The sequence below is a fragment of the Paraburkholderia solitsugae genome (assembly GCF_013177695.1).
GTDB lineage: Bacteria > Pseudomonadota > Gammaproteobacteria > Burkholderiales > Burkholderiaceae > Paraburkholderia > Paraburkholderia solitsugae.
Genome location: NZ_WOEY01000095.1, coordinates 41,523 through 60,095, shown reverse-complemented (window position 1 = coordinate 60,095; position 18,573 = coordinate 41,523). Strand labels below are relative to the sequence as shown.

Below are 18,573 nucleotides of genomic sequence, written 5' to 3'. Positions count from 1 at the left end.
AACCGGTTTGGGGACTATCTGCTGGATCTCCTACGCCCCGTTCCGCCGCTCGATCCGACCATCGATTTTGCATTCAAATCAGCTGCTTAGACTGAGATGTGGCGGATTTTTTACGAATCCCGGTCAAGCCTCTATTGCGGCCGGCGCCGGCGCGGCGAGCGTGCTGGTTGTGTCCACACGTCGGCGCGCAGTTGTCCGTTATACGCGCCGAATAGCGAATGCGTGGTCGAGGTTGCCGTGAACACGAGTCGGTTATGACGCGAGCGGCGTGGTCTGTGTATCCAACGGTGCTTCTGCGGTTTGCGCCTGCACAGCAGTCACCGCGATCACGAAGTAGATATCGTCCGCGCTGCACCCACGCGAAAGATCGTTGGCCGGCTTTTTCAGACCCTGCAACAACGGGCCGATTGCCTTCGCATCGCCGATCCGCTCAGCCAGCTTGTAGCCGATATTGCCCGCCTCCAGGCTGGGGAAAATCAGCACGTTGGCGTGTCCTTGCACCTGCGAATGCTCGATCTTGCGCATGGCGATCTCGGAGACGAGTGCCGCGTCCAGTTGCACGTCGCCGTCGATCGCCAGATGCGGGCGCTGGGCCCTCACCAGGCGCGTCGCTTCTACGACCTTGTCGACTGCCGCGTGCCGGGCGCTGCCGCTGGTCGAGAATGACAGCATGGCCACGCGCGGCGCCTCCATCAGCAGGCTTTGCGCGCTGTCGGCCGCCGCCATGGCAATCTGGGCCAACTCACCCGCGTCCGGGTCCACCACCAGCCCGCAGTCGGAGAAAATCAGTCCGCCTTTGAGCGTGTGGAAGGGCTCGCACAGCATCATCAGAAAGAAGCTCGACACCAGCTTGAAGGACGGATGGATGCCGATGATCTGGATCGCCGTGCGGACCACGTCGGCGGTCGTGTGGACGGAGCCGGCCACCGAGCCATCTGCGTGACCGAGCCGCACCATCAGGTTGGCGAAGCAGAGGGGCTTCAGGATCTCCTGCTTTGCTTCGTCCAGCGTCATGCCCTTCTTGCTGCGCAGTGCGAAGAGTTCCTCACTAAAGGACTCGGCGAGCGGCGAGACGGCGGGGTCTACTAACTCCATGCCGGACAGCTCGATGTTTTGCTCGGCAGCCGCTGCGCGAATGTGCGCGCTCGGACCCACCAGCACGATGCGGGCAATGCCTTCACGCGTGGCGCGTTGCGCGGCTTCCAGCATGCGGGGATCTTCCGCTTCGCAGAGCACGATGCGTCTTTGCGAAGTGCGGGCACGCTCGATGATGCGGTTGATGGCTTTCATGGCACTCGGCGGCGGTCACAGTTGAAAAAAGGGGGGCAGCAAACGAAGGCGGCAGGAAACGAAGCAGGCAGCCAACGAATGCGGCGCGAAAACAAAACAGCCGAAAACAAAGAGGCCGGAAACGGCAGGGGAAATCCCGTTTCCGGCCCGCCGGGCAGCGAGAATTCATCTCCCGGCGCCCGGACCGTCAGACAACGGACGGATCAAACATAGTCCTTGTACTTGTCGAGCAGGCGCACGGGCTTGGCCAGCGCATCGCGGCGGAACGGATCGCCGAGCTCGCGGGTGCACATGATCTCGATGATGGTGGTCTTGCCGTGGTTCATCTGTGCATCGATCGCACGCTTCAACGCAGGGCCGACGTCCTCGAGCCGGTCCACCGTGACACCCTCGGCGCCCATTGCGCGCGCGATGCCGGCGAAGCTCTGGTTGTCGAGTTCACCCGCGACGAAGCGGCGGTTGTAGAAGTCGACCTGGTTCTTCTTTTCGGCGCCCCATTGCCGGTTGTGGAAGACCACCGCGGTGACTGGAATGTTGTGACGCACGCAGGTCATGGTTTCCATCAGGCTCATGCCCCACGCGCCGTCGCCGGCATAGGAGACAGCCGGGCGATGAGGGGCGGCCACCTTGGCCCCGATGATGGTGGGGAACGCGTAGCCGCAGTTGCCCCAGCTCATCGCGGCGAAGAAGCTGCGCGGCTTCGTGAATCGCAGGTAGCTGTTGGCCACGGAGTTGATGTTGCCGATGTCAGTGGAGACCATCACGTCTTCCGGCATGGCCTTTTCGAGCTCGCGCAAGACCTGGCGCGGGTGCAGATAGGTGCCGCCGCCGGGCGTGCGCTCGCCTTTCTGCTCCTCGATCATGTCCAGGCTGTAGGGGTCGCGCTCATGCGTCCAGCCATTCAGTTCCTTCTCCCATGCCGCCTTCTCGGCGGCGATTTCGCCAGCGCGTTCTTCACGCGAGGCGTCGCAGGCGAGGGTGCGGCCTTCGAGGCGCTGCGTGAGTGCAACCGCGGCGGCCTTGGCGTCGCCGCAGATGCCCACGGAGATCTTCTTCACCAGACCGAGCATCTTGTGGTCGGCATCGATCTGGATGATTTTGGCGTTCTGCGGCCAGTAGTCCATGCCGTGCTGGGGCAGCGTGCCGAACGGTCCCAGACGCGAACCGAGCGCGATCACGACGTCGGCGCGCGAGATCAGCTTCATCGCGGCCTTGGAGCCCTGATAGCCGAGCGGGCCGCACCACAGCGGGTGGTCGGCGGGGAAAGAGTCGTTGTGCAGGTAGCTGTTGACGACCGGCGCGCCCAGACGCTCGGCAAGCGCCTTGCATTCCTCGATCGCATCGGCCATGACGACGCCGCCGCCGGAGATGATGACGGGGAATTTGGCCTGGGCGAGCAGGTCGGCCGCTTCGTTCAGGCGTTGATCGCCGCCGGGGCCGCGGTCAAGGCGCTGCGGCTGCGGAATCTCTACCTTGATCTGGCCGTAGAAGTAGTCGCGCGGGATGTTGAGCTGGGTCGGGCCCATCTCGGCCAGCGCGCGGTCGAAGCAGCGGCCGGTGAACTCAGCCATGCGCGCGGGATGGGTGACGTGGCCCTGATACTTGGTGAACTCCTGGAACATGGGGAGTTGCTTCGCTTCCTGGAAGCCGCCGAGACCGATGCCCATGGTGCCCGCCTCCGGCGTGATCATGACCACAGGGCTGTGCGCCCAATAGGCCGCGGCGATGGCGGTCACGCAATTGCTGATGCCCGGGCCGTTCTGGCCGATCACCACGCCATGGCGGCCAGATACGCGAGCATAACCGTCGGCCATGTGGCCGGCGCCCTGCTCGTGCACCACGGGGATGAGGCGGATGCCGGCGGGCGCGAAGATGTCCATGGCGTCCATGAAGGCCGAACCCATGATGCCGAACATGTCGGTCACGCCGTTCGCGGCCAGGGTTTCGACAAACGCTTCTGACGGGGTCATGGCCTGCGGGCCGCTGATGGGGGTGTGATCGCTCATGAGGGCTGTCTCCGATGTTTAGTGAAACCGGAACAATTTGTTCCGAAAAGTGGTTATCTAAAATGTAGAGCATGCACCTGTGATGGTCAATAGGTGATGCAATGTAAACGGTACATTTTGTCTCGAAAATTAACTAATGCGATGCTGCGTGGAACGCATTGGCGTGTGACTCAATCCCACGGCAGCGAATAGGTCTTCACGTTGGTGAAGCTTTTCATCGCTTCCTGGACCCCTTCCTTGTAGCCAAGCCCCGAATCCTTGATGCCGCCGAACGGCGTCAACTCGAGCCGGTAACCGGGTACTTCGCGCACGTTCACACTGCCCACCTCCAGTTCGGCGATAAAGCGCGTGATGTAATCGAGGCGATTTGTGCAGACCGACGACGAGAGCCCGTAGTCAGTCGAATTGGAAATCCGGATCGCGTCGTCGATATCGCGAAAGCGGATTACCGGCGACACGGGGCCGAAGGTTTCGTATTTGACGAGCGGCGTGTCCGGGCTCACATGATCGAGAACCGTCGGCGAATACAGCGCGCCTTTGCGGAGATTGCCGAGCAGCAAGGTCGCGCCGCGACTGATCGCATCGTTCACCTGAGCTTCGAAAAATTTCGCCGCCGCTTCGTCGATGACGGTGCCCATGTCGGTCGCCGGATCGGCGGGGTCTCCATAACGGATGGCCCGGGACTTCTGCACGAGCAGGTCGACGAAACGGTCGGCCACCGCCTCATGCACCAGAATTCGCTTGATCGCGGTACAACGCTGGCCGGAGTTCTTGTAGGAGCCGGAGACCGCGAGCGTGCTGGCTTCTTCCAGATCGGCGTCTTCCATCACGATGATCGGATCGTTGCCGCCGAGTTCGAGCACCGCGCGTCGATAGCCCATCTTGCTGGCGATATATTTGCCGATCTGCACGCCGCCCGTGAAGGTGATCAGATCGACGTGTTCGTTCGTGATCAGTTCGTCGGCGATGTCTTTCGGGTCGCCGGTGATGACCTGCAACATTTCCTGCGGCAGGCCGGCTGCGTAAAAGATGTCCGCGAGCAGGTATGTGGACAGCGGAACCTTCTCGGAGGGTTTAACGACGATGCGGTTGTTGGTCGCGATGGAGGGCACGATTTTGTGCGCAACCTGATTCATCGGATGGTTGAACGGCGTGATCGCGGAGATGACGCCGAGCAACGGATCGCGCTGGGTGTAGACGCGGCGCTTCTTGCCGTGCGGCGTGAGATCGCAGGAAAACACCTGACCGTCGTCCTTCAGCGCTTCATTGGCGCCGAACGTCATGACGTCGGCGACGCGGCCTGCTTCGTACAGCGAGTCCTTCTTGCACAGGCCGGACTCGGCGGTGATCAGATCGGCAATTTCTTCGGTACGCCGACGGACCATGTCCGCCGCGCGCAGCAGGATCTGTGAGCGCTCGTAGCGCGTGAGCCGCGCACGATACTGGTGTGCCCAGGCAAAGGCGTGTTGCACGTCGGCCAGCGTCGCCTTGGGCACCGTGCCGACCAATTCGCCGGTATAGGGATTGAAGACTTCAATGATCTCCGCGCGCCGGATTTTTTCTCCGCCGATGCGCAGCGCTTCATGACGCACCTGCAATCCCGGTACTTCCGCAATCGAATTCATACTGCCTCCAGCGATAACCGACAGCTGAAGTATTGCGGAGGGCACCGCTAGCCGCGTAGTACCAGCCGCCGCCAATCGCTGAGTCCAAGCTGGCGTGGGGCGCTGTACGGCACTGATGCTCATTCCCCCTCGTCGCGGTTTGCGCCTCGAACCCGATCAGCTAGGCGACATCCCGCGCCGTGGGGCGAAAGCGGCCGCTGTCGGGCCGCTCTCAGTCGATCGTGCTACCCAATCAAACCCGGCCTTTCCACGGCACCAGCACGCGCTCGAGGTGGCGCATCAACAAGTCAAAACACAAAGCAAAGAAGCCAATGACGACAATGCCCATGATCACCACGTCGCTGGCGAGAAATTCCGCAGCGTTGAGCACCATGAAGCCGAGACCACTTGTCGACGCCACCATTTCCGCGGCGACCAGGGTCGTCCAGCCGACGCCAATGCCTATCCGCATACCGGTGAAAATTTCCGGCAACGCCGATTTCAGGATCACATACAACACCACCTGGGTGCGCGAGGCGCCCATCGAATAGGCTGCATGAATCTGCTCGATCGACACGGAACGGACGCCGGATCGCGCGGCGATGGCGAGCGGCGCGAAGATGGCGAGGTAGATGAGAAAGACTTTGGAGAATTCACCAATGCCGAACCAGATGATGATGAGCGGCAAATAGGCGAGCGGCGGAAGCGGACGATAGAACTCGATGGGCGGATCGAAGATGCCGCGCGCAAAGCGCGAGACGCCCATCATCACGCCGATTGGAATCGCGGTCACGCAGGCGAGCGCGAAGGCGCCGAACACGCGCAGCAAGCTGATGCCGGTATGTTGCACGAGCGTGGAACCGGCGAAACCCTCCGTGGCCACAAACACGAACTTTGCATACACCGCTTGCGGCGATGGCAGAAAGAGCGGCTTGATCCAGTGAAGGTTGGTCGCGACAAACCATAGTCCGATGAATACGGCGACCGTCACGAGGCTCGCGACGACGCTGCTGCCGTGGCCGGGTACGCCGAATGTGTCGCCTGGCTTGGCGGGTTTCTTGGCGAGCAGCCGTGGACGTCGGCCGGGTGTGCGCGGTGGCTCGATCGGCGTGTCGGATCCCAGCGGGGCGTGATGGCCATGCGCAAGTGCATGAGCCCGTTTTGAACTAAACATGTGTCACCTCGGCTTCGGCGCTGTGCATTTTCTCGTCGCCGTAAATGATGCTGAGTACGCGCTCGCGCATCTCGATGAAATCGGGGCTCGACTTGATGGCGCGCGCGTCGCGCGTTTCCAGAAAGCGTCGATTGAAATCCAGCTCATAGGTGTGCGTGATGCGCCCGGGACGCGGCGACATCACGACCAGGTGGCTGGCCAGAAAGAGCGCTTCTTCGACGCTGTGCGTGATGAAGAAGAACATCTTGCTGGTTTGCGTCCAGACATCGAGCAGCAGTTCCTGAATCGTTTCGCGGGTCAGCGCATCGAGCGCGGCCATCGGCTCGTCCATCAGCAACATGGCGGGGTCGCAGGTCAGCGCGCGGGCGATGCCGACCCGCTGCTGCATCCCGCCGGAGAGCTGATAGATCATGTGCTTGTGAAAGTCCTGCAAGCCGACCAGCGCGAGATTGCGTGCTGCGATCTCGCGCCGCTGCGTTTTCGGCACGCCCTGAAGCTTCAGGCCGAACTCGGCGTTATCGATCACGTTGAGCCAGGGCAACAGGGCATGCTTCTGGAACACGACGCCACGGTCGGCGCCCGGTCCGGCGATCGGCGAACCGCCGAGCAGTAGCTCGCCGCTGGTCGGCGCGATGAACCCCGCCATGAGCGAGAGCAGGGTGGTCTTGCCACAACCCGATGCACCGAGCGCGACGACGAAGTCGCCCGAGTTGATCGTCAGATTGATGTCGTCGAGCGCATGCACCGTCTGGCCGGCCTTGCGGCCCGGAAAGACCACGCTCACATTCTTGACTCTCATGCTTTCCATGTTGCCTCCTGATTCGACAAAACCGCGCTACATCATTTGAGTTTCATTGCCGCTTCGGCATAAACCGGCGTCACGAACTTCGAGTAATCGGGCAACACCGCGCTGATCTGTTTCTGATCCTTCAGGAAATTGGCGGTGTCTTTCAGCGCGAACGTCGCGCGGCCGGCACTGCCGCCGCCCAGCCATTGCGAGGAAACCTGTTCCTGGAGCGTCGGGAAGGCATAGAGCGAGAGCGACTCCGGCACGTCGGCCGGTGAGCCGCCGATCATCTTGGCGATGGCTGCGGCCTGCGGCGAGGTGGCATTCCATTGCGCGGCATTCTTGCGGTATTGATCGTCCGCATCCGCGATGGCTCTCACGAGTTTGGCCATGAAGTCCTTATGCGCCTCGCCCCATTGGCGATCGACGGCGATTCCGTCGAAGGTCGGCTTGCCGAGCTTCGACAGGTCGCCGGACGTAATCAGGACCTTGCCGCTCTTCTTCAACTCCGCAAGCGCCGGGTCCCAGACATAGGCAGCATCGATATCGCCGCGCTCCCACGCCGCGACCAACTGGTTCGGCTGCATGTTGAGGATCTTCACCTCGGACGGATTGATGCCCCAATGCTGCAGCGCGAACATGGTGTGATAGTGCGTCGTCGACACGAACGGCACGCCGATCGTCTTGCCTTTCAGATCAGACGGCTTGGTGATGCCGGAGCCATTGCGCACGACCATCGCTTCGGCCTGGTTGATATTGTCCAGAATCCAGAAGAGCTGCAGGTCGAGCCCCTGGCTGACCGCGGCGGCGAGCGGGCTCGAGCCGATCACACCGACCTTCACGTCTCCTGAGGCCATCGCGGTCGCGACTTTCGCGCCGGATTCGAACTGCCGCCAGTTGATCTTGTAGCCCGTTTCCTTCTCGATCGAGCCGCTGGCGATCGCGACGACCCATGGGTCGACGATCTGCTGATAGGCTATGGTGACCTCCTTGTCCTGCGCGTAGCTGCTGGGCGCCGCCACGCAGGCGAGCGCCGCGAGCGCCGCCACCGTCATACGGCGCGTGAGATGGCCGAACCAGCGGGACAGCTTTGGGGGGGTATCGCTTCTCATCTTAGGTCTCCAGAATGGCCGTGTAGGTACGCGAATACACGTGAATCCAGCCCGCGCCGACGGGGACTTGTCCCAATCGCCGGCAAAGGGGTGATGCGAGTATCGTCAGTAATAAATGTTGCGGGTTAGGGCCAGACGTGGCTGATCGTTGAGTCCACACCGCTGCACCAGACTGAGCCGTTGCGCCGATGTCGCCGGCAGCCGCCCGGGATGACTGGCAGGCGTTTTTTTGCGCGCCCACAATGCCGGTGTCCGCCTTCGTGCGAGCGGGCTCCGCCTACAAAAAACAGGAGAAAGCATGGCAAGTCGCACCTCGATTGCTCTATGGACTCAACGATTCCAGCGTTCACCCGAGTCGAATATGAGTCTCCAGGGCCAGATTCGCCAGATGCTGGTGGCTGCGATTCTGGACGGCCAACTGTTGCCGGATCACGCGTTGCCGTCCAGTCGCGAGCTGGCCGATCAATTAAGTGTAGCTCGCAATACGGTCGTGCTCGCTTACCAGCAACTGGTGGAGGAGGGGTATCTGATTTCACGCGAGCGCAGTGGGCATTTCGTCAATCCGGCCATTCTCGAAGGGCGGCACGAATTCGCGCCGCTGCAGACGGTCCCAGGGCAGGCCGCCAATGAGGCGCTCGCGCGGCCGGATTGGGACCAGCGCTTACGCAGGCGGCCGTCCTCGCAGCGCAACATCGTCAAACCGGGCAACTGGCTGAGCTACGAATATCCCTTCATTTATGGACAGTTCGACCAGTCGCTGTTTCCGACCAACGATTGGCGAGAATGCTGCATGAAAGCGCTGTCGGTCATGGAGATCCGCAACTGGGCACCGGACCTGATCGAGCGCGACGACGATACGCTGATCCAGCAGATCCGCACGCGGGTGCTGCCGCGGCGCGGCGTGTTTGCGATGCCGGACGAAATCGTCGTGACGATCGGCTGCCAGCAGGCGCTCTATCTGATCGCGGATCTGCTCGCGAGCGAGCGGACCACGATCGGCTTTGAGAACCCCGGCTATCCGGATGCCCGCAATATCTTCGAGAACCGCAATGCGCGGCTGCAGCCGCTGCCTGTCGATGGCGGCGGCGTGCGCCCGGTTGAGGACGCCGATCTGCTCGCGCAGTGCGATTACGTCTATGTGACGCCGAGCCACCAGTGCCCGACCACGGCCACCATGCCTATCGAGCGCCGTCATGCGCTGCTGGAACAGGCCCAGCAACATGACTTCGTGCTGATCGAAGACGACTACGAGAGCGAAAACAACTTCTCAGGCATGCCGCACCCTGCGTTGAAAAGCCTTGATACGGCGGATCGGGTGATCTATATCGGCAGCCTGTCGAAGACGTTTGCGCCTGGGCTGCGGCTGGGTTATATCGTCGGGCCGCGTGAACTGGTGCGTGAACTGCGCGCGCTGCGGCGCCTGATGGTGCGCCACCCTGCAGCGTATATTCAGCGCGCCTTCGCCACTTTTCTGGCGCTCGGGCACCACGATGCGCTGCTGCGCCGGCTCGCTCATGCCTATCGGGAGCGCGCTCAGGCGCTGATGGCGGCGCTCGACGCGCATCTTCCGGAGGCGCGCTATGTGCCGGTGGGCGGCGGCGCGTCGTGCTGGGTCGAAGGGCCGCCATGGCTCGATGCGACACAGCTTGCCGCGGATGCGCAGGCACATGGCATTCTGATCGAGCTGGGCCGGGTTTTCTTCATGACCGGACTGGAGCAGAACCACTGCTTCCGGATGGGTTTTTCGGCCATCAAGCTGGAAAAGATCGATGCGGGCGTGCGTCTGCTAGCGGAGCTTGTGCGCGCACAGCAGCCTGTGGAATAGGGGGCGGGCTAAGCCGAAGTTTGAACACCTGAACCACTGCTGAGCAAGAAGTGGCGCGCCTTTGCGCCATTTTTTGTGTCTTAAATGTTCCCATGTAAATGATGCATTTTCGACGAGATTTCATCTTGATTTACCGGGTTGATTGTCTATTCTTTAGCCCATGTATATCGAGACCGTCCCGAACCGGAACTCTCCGCCCGCGATCCTCCTGCGTGAGGGCTACCGCGAAGGCGGCAAGGTCGTCAAACGCACGATCGCCAATCTGTCCCACTGGGATCCGCAACTCATCGAGCACTTGCGCATCCTGCTCAAGGGCGGCGTCGCCGTTGAGTCAGCCCGGGCGCTGATGAGCATTGAGCGCTCCCTGCCGCATGGCCATGTGGCCGCGGTGCTCGGTATCGCACGGCGCTGCGGTCTCGCGAAGCTGCTGGATCCCGCACCCGCCCCGGTGCGCTCGCTGGTGCTGGCCCTGGTGGTCGCGCGCGTGTTGGAGCCGGGCTCCAAGCTCGCCACCTGGCGCAACTTGCAGCCGGAGTCTGCAACCCATTCGCTGTCGCAGGTGCTGGGACTCGGCGCATTCGAGGCCGAGCGGCTCTACGCCGCGCTGGACTGGCTCGGTGTGGCGCAGCCGCGCATCGAGCGCAGCCTGGCGCGCCAGCATCTGGGCAACGGCGTGCTGGTGCTCTATGACCTCACCTCGACGTGGGTCACCGGCCGGCACTGCGCGCTCGCCCACTACGGCTACTCGCGCGACGGCAAACGCGACGACCCGCAGATCGTGTTCGGCTTGCTGTGCAGCGCGGATGGATGCCCGGTAGCGGTCGAGGTGTTTGCCGGCAACACCGCTGATCCGGCCACGCTGGCCGCGCAGATCGACAAGCTCAAGGAGCGCTTTGGCCTGTCACAGGTGGTGTGGGTGGGGGACCGCGGCATGGTCCCCTGCGCGCGGATCGAGCAGGTGCTGCGTCCGGCGGGCATGAGCTGGATCACCGCGCTGCGCTCGCCACAGATTGCCGAGCTGATCGAGGACCGCGGCCCCTGGCAGCCTTCGCTGTTCGACGAGCACGGCCTGATCGCACTCGACAGCGCGCGCTATCCGGGCGAGCGGCTGGTGGTCTGCCGCAACCCGGCGTTGGCCGAGGAGCGCGCCAGAAAGCGCGCCGAGCTGCTGGCGGCCACCGAAGTGGAACTGGCCGCGATCGCGCAGGCCACTGCGCGCACCCGCAATCGCTTGCACGGCCAGGACAAGATTGGCTTGCGCGTGGGTCGCGTGATCGAGCGCTACCGGATGGCCAAGCACTTCGACCTGGAGATCACCGAGACCAGCTTTACGTTCACCCGCAAGCAAGCGCAGATCGATGCCGAAGCCGCACTTGATGGACTCTATGTACTGCGCACCAACGTGCCCAGCGAACAGTTCTCCGATGCCCAGACGGTCCTGGCCTACAAGAGCCTGGCGCAGGTCGAGCGGGCCTTCCGCTCGATGAAGACTGTCGATCTGCACGTGCGTCCGATCTATCACTTCAACGAGTCGCGTGTGCGCGCGCACGTGTTTTTATGCATGCTGGCCTACTACGTCGAGTGGCATCTACGCGAAGCGCTCAAGCCCCTGCTTCATGACGATGAGGACCTCGCAACGCGGCGTGATCAGCGCACCAATCCGGTGATGCCGACGCCGCGCTCCGAAGGGGCCAACGCCAAAGCCGCGCGCCACCGTACCGACGATGCGCTACCCGTGCATAGCCTGCATACGCTGCTGCAAGACCTCGCCACCTTGACCTACAACATCACTTCCACCCCGGTCAATCCACAGGCGAAGATCGTCATCACAACCCGTCCCACACCGTTGCAGAGCAAAGCCTTTGCGCTGCTCGGCATCGACCCCGCCTGTTCCCAGTAGTCAACCCCTTCGGTTCGAAAATCTCTCAGCGCTTCAACAGGTTAGCTCGGGCGCCCAGTCAAACTTCGGGCTAAGCGGTGCCATAAGCGATCGCAGAAGCGGTGGCAAAAGCGGTGGCAAAAGCGGTGGCAAAAGCGGTGGCAAAAGCGGTGGCAAAAGCGGTGGCAAAAGCGGTGGCAAAAGCGGTGCCGCGAGCGACCATGACCGACCGCACAAGCGACTGCCAAAGCGCTCTAGAACGTTTTAGCGAGCTGTTGAGCGGCTTCCTGCAGGCGCGGCACGAACTCGAGGGCGCGCGACAGCGGCGCCCGCGAGACCGGGGCATGAACGGCGATCGCTGCGATGCAGGTATTGTTCTCATCCATCACCGGCGCGGCCACGCAAGCGATACCGGCGACAAATTCCTCATTGTCGATAGCGATGCGCTTGTGCGCAGTGCGGTCGAGCTCCGCTTCGAGCAGTTCGGGATCGGTGATGGTGTTCGGTGTGAAGCGTTCGAGCTTCAGCGTGCGGACGAGGGCGCTGCGTTGTTCGCGCGGCAGCATGGCCAGCAGCAGCTTGCCGCTCGCGCTGCAATGCGCCGGCACGCGCGAGCCGGGCTTGAGATCGAGCCGCAACGGCCAGGGTGCTTCGAGCCTGTCGAGATACAGCACCTCGGTTTCGTGCAGCATGGTGAGGTTGCAGGTCTCGCCGAGATCGGCAACCAGGTTCGACAGGATCGCATGCCGCAGCCGGCGGGCACCCGAATGCATCATGACGCCCAGACCGAGTTGCGCAAGACGCGGCCCTATCACATAGGCGTTTTTCTGGCCCGGTTCGCGGATCACGAGGCCGCCGGCCTCGAGCGAAGCCAGCATGCGGTGCAGTGAAGCCTTCGGCAGGTCGACGTCCTGGGCAATGTCGGCGAGCGACACTGGACCTTCGGCGCGCACGAGATGCTCGAGCAGGGCGAACGCCCGCAGGGTAGGGGTATCCGCTTTAGTCATGGGGGCCGTTCCGGAAAATGGATCGGCGTCATTGTACCGCGTGGCCTTACCGGTGGTGGTTTTCGCTGGGATCAGGTGATTTAAAAGCACTATTTCAGCGCAGATCATCCCGTTTTTCGGAATGCGGTGCGGCGCGGCACCTCGGAGCATGAATGCACGTTTGAACGCGTGGCGGACTCGCTTTCGGCCCTGCGTCCCGGGCCGCTGCACGTATTTCGCCGGCAATCTCGCCCGCACTACTGCCGGAATGTCTTGGCGGTTTCCTCCGCGGCGAGCCGCAGATCGGGCAGGAAGGCCAGCAGATCCTCGAGTACGACCCGCCCGACCGGCGCCTGAACGGCGATGGCCGCGCACGCGCGATTGCGATCCAGCATGACCGGCACCGCGATCGCGATGAGCCCCTGCAAATGTTCCTGATTGTTGATCGCGAGCTGGCGCCGCCGCGTGATGGTCAGTTCTTTGCGCAACTCGCCGCGATCCGTAATCGTCCGCTCGGAGTAGGCGCGCAGCGGCAAAGTTTCGATAACCCGTTCGCGCCTGTCCTTGGGCAGAAAGCTGAGTAACAGCTTGCCGCTTGCCGAACAGTGCAGCGGAACATGCGAACCCGGTTGAAGATGCATGCGCAGCGGCCACTCCGTTTCCACCCGGTCCACATAAACCACATCGTTGCCGGCCAGCATCGTCAGATTGCAGGTCTCGCCGATTTTGGCCACCAGTTGCTCGAGCAGCACATGGCGGGCAGCGGCCGGGCCCGCATGCATCAGCACATTGACCGCCAGCATGCGCACGCGCGGTGAACACTCGTATAGCCGGTCGCCGGCGCTGCGCGTGACCAGCCACGCATCCATCAACTGCACCAGAATCCGATGCACGGTCTGCTTGGGCAGTTCGAGGGCATGGACGAGATCCGTCATGGAAAGCGGGCCGCTTGCCTCAGCCAAGGTTTCAAGTACGCGAAATGCACGCACGGCTGCCGCATTCGATTGATTCGAAGTCGCCACGCTGTCTCCTCAGTGTCGTACTTATAAGTTGGATTGTGCATCGGTCTGGTTAGTTTTCGGGACTATGGAAAGTCCCGAAATTTGCACTTTTCGATTCTCGCCGGCCTGGCGCAAGGGATAGTTCAGAAAACGGGACTCCGAAGCATGCGCGGTTCACTAGATTGGTACCAACACCAATCTTTCCCGTTCCGGAGTGAACCGTATGAACGTCAGGGCCACAGAAGCCGAAGCCACGCACGCGAGTGCGCAAAGCGAAGTCGAACGCGTGGTTGCGTCACTGGTTGCGCGTGCGCGGGCTGCGCAGCGCGTATTCGAGATCGCGGGGCAAGATATGCTCGATGCCGCCGCCGACGCCGCAGCGTGGGCGATCATGGAGCCCACGCGCAACCGGCAGCTTGCAGAGCTGGCGGTGCGCGACACCGGTCTCGGCAACGCGGACGACAAGTTTCGCAAGAACTATCGCAAGACGCTCGGGCTGTTGCGCGATTTGCGCGGGCAGAAGACCACGGGTGTGATCGAGCGTCATGACGCCACCGGCATCGTCGAGATCGCACGGGCTGTCGGCGTGGTGGCGGCGATCACGCCGTCCACCAATCCGGCGGCCACGCCGGTCAACAAGATCGTCAACGCTCTCAAATGCGGCAATGCCGTGATCGTGGCGCCTTCTCCCAAGGGCTATTCGTCGTGCGCGCTGCTGATCGACTTCATTCACGCGCAATTCGCCAAAGTCGGGCTCGCGGCCGACCTCGTTCAGATGTTGCCAGCGCCGATCAGCAAGGCGGCCACCGCCGAACTGATGCGGCAGTGCGATCTGGTCGTGGCGACTGGCTCGCAGGCGAATGTGCGCATGGCCTACGCAAGCGGGACGCCCGCGTTCGGCGTGGGCGCGGGGAACGTGGCTTCGATCGTCACCGCGTCGGCCGATCTGCACGATGCAGCGCACAAGATTGCACGTTCGAAAACGTTCGATAACGCTACGAGCTGTTCATCCGAAAACAGCGTCGTTATCGAAGCTGCGGTGTACGCAAACATGCTGGCCGAGCTGACTGCCTGCGGTGGCGTGATGCTCGACGCCGCGCAAAAAGCGCGACTGCAGGCCGCCCTGTGGTCGAACGGCAAGCTGTCGGCACACTGCACCGCGCGCTCGGCCACGGAGATTGCACGGGCGGCGGGGCTCGACGATATTGCCGCGCGCGAGCCCGCTTTCCTGATGGTGGAGGAAACCGGCTTCGGCGCTGACTACCTCTTCTCGGGTGAGAAGCTCGCGCCGGTACTGACCGTTTATCGCGCGGCAACCTTCGATGCTGCTGCCGACATCGTGCGCGGCATCTACGCCTATATGGGCGCCGGGCACTCGGTGGGCCTGCATTCCAGCGACTCGGGCCAAGCGGTGGAGCTCGCGTCGACGCTGCCAGTTGCGCGCGTGATCGTGAATCAGGCGCATTGCCTCGCGACAGGCGGCAACTTCGATAACGGCTTGCCCTTCTCGCTCTCGATGGGATGCGGAACGTGGGGCCGCAACAATTTCTCGAGCAATCTCAACTTTCACCATTACCAGAACATCACGCGCGTGGCCTACCCGATCGAGGAGCGCGTCCCCGAGCTCGACGACGTACTCGGCGATTTCTTCGGGAGGTATGGCAAATGAGAACGCCTCATACGATTCGCGCGCTGATCGACGCGCGCGCCGCTCAGCATCCCGACCAGGCGTTCCTGCTGGCGGCCCCTGAATGCGCCGAGGATGACGGCGCCGCGGCCCGTGTCGACGTGTTGACCTTCGCGGAACTGCGCGACGACTGCCGCGCGCTTGAGACGTATTTTCACGAAGCAGGCTTGCACGCCGGCGATGTCGTTTCGGTCTTCATGGGCAACGGCATCCACACGGCAAGGCTGCTGCTCGCGGCGATGTATAGCGGGCTCGTCGCCAACCCGCTCAATCTGTTGTGCCAGCCGTCGCAGTTGCGCTACATCGTGGAGCATTCGGACACGCGCATGGTCTTTGTCTCCGGCGATACGCACGCGGCGATGTCGAGCGCGATCGACGGGTTGCGTGAGCAAGGCATTACCCGCACCGTTGCGCTGATCCAGACGGCGCCCGATGCCGCCGTTGTGCCTGTGCCGGCTTGCGTCGAACCAGCGCTGGTGGAAGCGGCAGGTGTTGCCGCCGCGCACATGGCATCGGCAGAGGGGGCGCCCAGCGCGTCACCGATAGCCGCCGGGGAGGCTCAAGCCTCGTCGACCGGCGGGCCAGATGCGAGCGATGTGGCGCTGTTGATGTACACGTCCGGCACCACGGGCGCACCGAAGGGCGTCCTGCTGACGCATCGAAATCTGCTGGCCAATGCCCGCAACATCTCGCACGAACACCGGCTCGGCACCGGCGACCGGGTCTTCGCCGCGTTGCCGCTTTATCACATCAATGGCCTTGTCGTGACGTTGCTGGCGCCGCTCTTTCATGGCGGCTCGGTGGTCATGACGCCGCGGTTTTCAGCACGGACCTACTGGCGGGATGTCGCGCGCCACGGTTGCACGTGGATCAACGTGGTGCCGACGATCGTCGCCTATCTGCTCAACAACGACGAACCGTGCGCGTTCGACCTGTCCGCGCTGAGGTTCTGCCGCAGTGCGTCGGCAGCGCTGCCCGTCGATCATCACCGCGCATTCGAGACGCGCTTCGGGGTCGGCATCATCGAAACGATGGGCATGACCGAAACCGCCGCGCCTGTGTTCAGTAATCCATACGATCAGGAGAGGCGAAAAATCGGCAGCATCGGCCTGCCTTCGGGCGGTGAAGCCAAGGTGATCGATCGTGACGGCCGCGAATGCGCGCCCAACGAGTGCGGCGAACTGGTGTTGCGCGGCGAGCAGGTGATGGGCGGCTATTACAAGCGCGCCCGGGAAACGCGTGAAGCCTTCACCGCCGACGGCTGGCTGCGTACCGGCGACCTCGGCTATCGCGACAGCGACGGTTACTTCTACATCAACGGCCGCGCAAAGGAATTGATCATCAAGGGCGGCGAAAACATCGCACCGCGCGAGATCGATGAAGCGTTGCTCAAACACCCCGGTGTGTTGGATGCGGCAGTGGTGGGCGTGCCGGATACCGCGTATGGGCAGGAGATCGTCGCCTTCATCGTGCCTCGCGTCGAGCAAGGGCAGGGCGCGCTCGACGTCGCGGATCTGCATGAGCACTGCCTGCGCGAACTGGGCCGCTACAAGACGCCGAAGGAATTTCGCTTCGTCACGGAACTGCCTCGTGGACCTTCGGGCAAGGTGCAGCGCCTGAAGCTCGTGCCCACTTGACGGCACGCGCATCGGTATGCCGGATCGCGCCGGCAAGCACAGGAGGCGGGTGCGCGTCGAGGCGCACGTGACCCGACACAGCGCGACGCAGTACGACGTGCGAATCGAACACCCCAGACGCCGTCGGCGTCACATAAGAGACACAGGAGACAGCATGCAAACGCATAAGCGGCGCGTGAAAACGCGCCACATCATCCTGGCCGTCATGTGCCTGATGTATTTCATCTCGTACATCGACCGTGTGAATATCGCCGTGGCCGGCCCTATCATCCGCCATGAAATGGGACTGACGACGGTCCAGCTCGGCCTCGTGTTCTCGGCCTTCGCGTATCCGTACGCGTTCATGCAGGTCATCGGTGGCTGGCTGTCGGACAAGTACGGGCCGAAGCTGGTGCTGACGGTGTTGTCGCTGATCTGGGGCGCGGCGACGCTCGCCACGGGATTCGCCGGCAGTGTGGCGATGCTCGTCGCGCTGAGGTTCGCGCTGGGAATCGGCGAGGGCGGTGCATTCCCGACGGCGACGCGCGCGTTTACCTACTGGATGCCGGTGGCGGAGCGGGGTTTCGCTCAAGGCATCACCCATAGCTTCGCCCGCCTCGGCGGCGCGGTCACGCCGCCGCTCGTGCTCGCGGTGGTGGTGGCCGGCGGCTGGCGCGACGCGTTTATTTTGCTCGGCGTGGCGAGTCTCGCGTGGACGATACTGTACCTCTGCGTTTTTACGAACTCGCCGGAGCAGAACCGTCGCGTGACGCCTGAGGAAACGGCTGAGATCGGCTATCGCGCCGGCGACTGCGAACGCGCCAAGCGTGCGGCCACGCCGTGGCGCAAACTGATCCGCAGGATGTGGCTCGTCACGTTCGTCGATTTCTGTTACGGCTGGCTGCTGTGGGTCTATCTGACCTGGCTGCCTTCGTACCTGAAGGAGGCCCGCGGCTTCGATCTCAAGCAACTGGCGCTGTTCACGGCGCTGCCGCTTCTCGCGGGCGTGATTGGCGATACCCTGGGCGGCGTCGTCTCGGACCGGCTCTACAAGCGCACCGGCCGGCTGCGCTTTGCGCGCTGTGCCGTGCTGGTGGTGGGCATGGGCGGCTCGCTCGTGTTCCTGCTGCCGATGGTGTCCGCGACCAATCCGTTGATGGCGGTGCTGTACCTGTCGGCGTCGTTCTTCTTTCTCGAGATCACGAATCCGGTGTTGTGGACCTTGCCGCTCGACATCGGCGGTCGCTACGCGGGCACGGCGGGCGGCATGATGAACACGGGCTTCGGCGTCGCCGGCATGATTTCGCCCGTGGTGTTTGGTTATCTGATCGAGACAACGGGCAGTTATAACGTGCCGTTCACGATTTCCGCGGGTTTGCTGGGGGTGGGGATCGTGGCCGCGCTATTCATCGATCCGGCCAGGACGGTCGAGGCCGACGAAGAGCGCGAGCGGCTCGAAGGCAGGCAACTGGACGGTATGCCCGCGTTTGCCCCGGCGAGTGCCGCAGTGCGGCTGGAACGGCACCATCTGCGCCGTCCGCTGCGCTGGCGCAGATAAGACGTGCTCAGGCAAGTGGGCGGACGGCAGGCGCCCGCTTGCTCGCGA

General features: G+C 63.0%; 14 protein-coding genes. 5 read left to right on the top strand and 9 right to left on the bottom strand.

The features are described from left to right. Positions 1-252: 252 nt before the first annotated feature. From pta to tauA, 6 genes are all read right to left on the bottom strand, one after another. Positions 253-1,290, bottom strand: a complete 1,038-nt coding sequence (gene pta, locus GNZ12_RS24785) for a phosphate acetyltransferase (protein ID WP_172314615.1) — start codon at positions 1,288-1,290, stop codon at positions 253-255. 203 nt (positions 1,291-1,493) lie between these two features. Then, positions 1,494-3,296 carry a sulfoacetaldehyde acetyltransferase gene (xsc, locus tag GNZ12_RS24780; protein WP_172314613.1) on the bottom strand — a complete coding sequence of 601 codons (1,803 nt, stop codon included), beginning with the start codon at positions 3,294-3,296 and terminating at the stop codon, positions 1,494-1,496. A 170-nt stretch (positions 3,297-3,466) separates the two neighbouring features. Next, on the bottom strand, positions 3,467-4,921 hold the full coding sequence (gene phnY / locus GNZ12_RS24775; protein ID WP_172314611.1) for a phosphonoacetaldehyde dehydrogenase: 1,455 nt from the start codon (positions 4,919-4,921) through the stop codon (positions 3,467-3,469). A 232-nt stretch (positions 4,922-5,153) separates the two neighbouring features. Next, a complete protein-coding gene (locus GNZ12_RS24770; RefSeq protein ID WP_172314609.1) occupies positions 5,154-6,074 on the bottom strand; it encodes an ABC transporter permease subunit in 921 nt (306 codons plus the stop codon). Further along, the gene (locus GNZ12_RS24765; RefSeq protein ID WP_172314607.1) at positions 6,067-6,882 is read right to left on the bottom strand and encodes a taurine ABC transporter ATP-binding protein; all 816 of its coding nucleotides are present in this window, start codon (positions 6,880-6,882) and stop codon (positions 6,067-6,069) included. The genes GNZ12_RS24770 and GNZ12_RS24765 overlap by 8 nt, the downstream gene beginning before the upstream one ends. 32 nt (positions 6,883-6,914) lie before the next feature. Further along, positions 6,915-7,916: a taurine ABC transporter substrate-binding protein gene (tauA, locus tag GNZ12_RS24760; protein ID WP_235993869.1), complete on the bottom strand. Its 1,002-nt coding sequence runs from the start codon at positions 7,914-7,916 to the stop codon at positions 6,915-6,917. 355 nt (positions 7,917-8,271) lie between these two features. Here tauA and pdxR point away from each other — a divergent pair, with 355 nt between their 5' ends. Then, positions 8,272-9,798: a MocR-like pyridoxine biosynthesis transcription factor PdxR gene (pdxR, locus tag GNZ12_RS24755; RefSeq protein WP_172314603.1), complete on the top strand. Its 1,527-nt coding sequence runs from the start codon at positions 8,272-8,274 to the stop codon at positions 9,796-9,798. Between the two features lie 160 nt (positions 9,799-9,958). After that, positions 9,959-11,698, top strand: a complete 1,740-nt coding sequence (locus tag GNZ12_RS24750; RefSeq protein WP_172314601.1) for an IS1634 family transposase — start codon at positions 9,959-9,961, stop codon at positions 11,696-11,698. Between the two features lie 70 nt (positions 11,699-11,768). Here GNZ12_RS24750 and GNZ12_RS45085 read toward each other — a convergent pair whose 3' ends face one another. From GNZ12_RS45085 to GNZ12_RS24740, 3 genes are all read right to left on the bottom strand, one after another. Beyond that, positions 11,769-11,900 (bottom strand): hypothetical protein, encoded by a 132-nt coding sequence (locus tag GNZ12_RS45085; RefSeq protein WP_268959053.1) that lies wholly within the window; start codon positions 11,898-11,900, stop codon positions 11,769-11,771. A gap of 31 nt (positions 11,901-11,931) precedes the next feature. Further along, positions 11,932-12,684 carry an IclR family transcriptional regulator gene (locus GNZ12_RS24745; protein ID WP_172314631.1) on the bottom strand — a complete coding sequence of 251 codons (753 nt, stop codon included), beginning with the start codon at positions 12,682-12,684 and terminating at the stop codon, positions 11,932-11,934. Between the two features lie 236 nt (positions 12,685-12,920). Then, a complete protein-coding gene (locus GNZ12_RS24740) occupies positions 12,921-13,685 on the bottom strand; it encodes an IclR family transcriptional regulator (RefSeq protein WP_074287999.1) in 765 nt (254 codons plus the stop codon). Between the two features lie 202 nt (positions 13,686-13,887). Between GNZ12_RS24740 and sauS the strand changes: the two genes are divergently transcribed. From sauS to GNZ12_RS24725, 3 genes are all read left to right on the top strand, one after another. Then, positions 13,888-15,333 carry an acylating sulfoacetaldehyde dehydrogenase gene (sauS, locus tag GNZ12_RS24735; RefSeq protein WP_172314599.1) on the top strand — a complete coding sequence of 482 codons (1,446 nt, stop codon included), beginning with the start codon at positions 13,888-13,890 and terminating at the stop codon, positions 15,331-15,333. Beyond that, the gene (locus GNZ12_RS24730) at positions 15,330-16,988 is read left to right on the top strand and encodes an AMP-binding protein (RefSeq protein WP_172314597.1); all 1,659 of its coding nucleotides are present in this window, start codon (positions 15,330-15,332) and stop codon (positions 16,986-16,988) included. Before sauS ends, GNZ12_RS24730 begins: the two co-directional genes overlap by 4 nt. Positions 16,989-17,142: 154 nt before the next feature. After that, positions 17,143-18,525, top strand: coding sequence for an MFS transporter (locus GNZ12_RS24725; RefSeq protein ID WP_172314595.1), 1,383 nt, complete (start codon positions 17,143-17,145; stop codon positions 18,523-18,525). Positions 18,526-18,573: the final 48 nt, after the last annotated feature.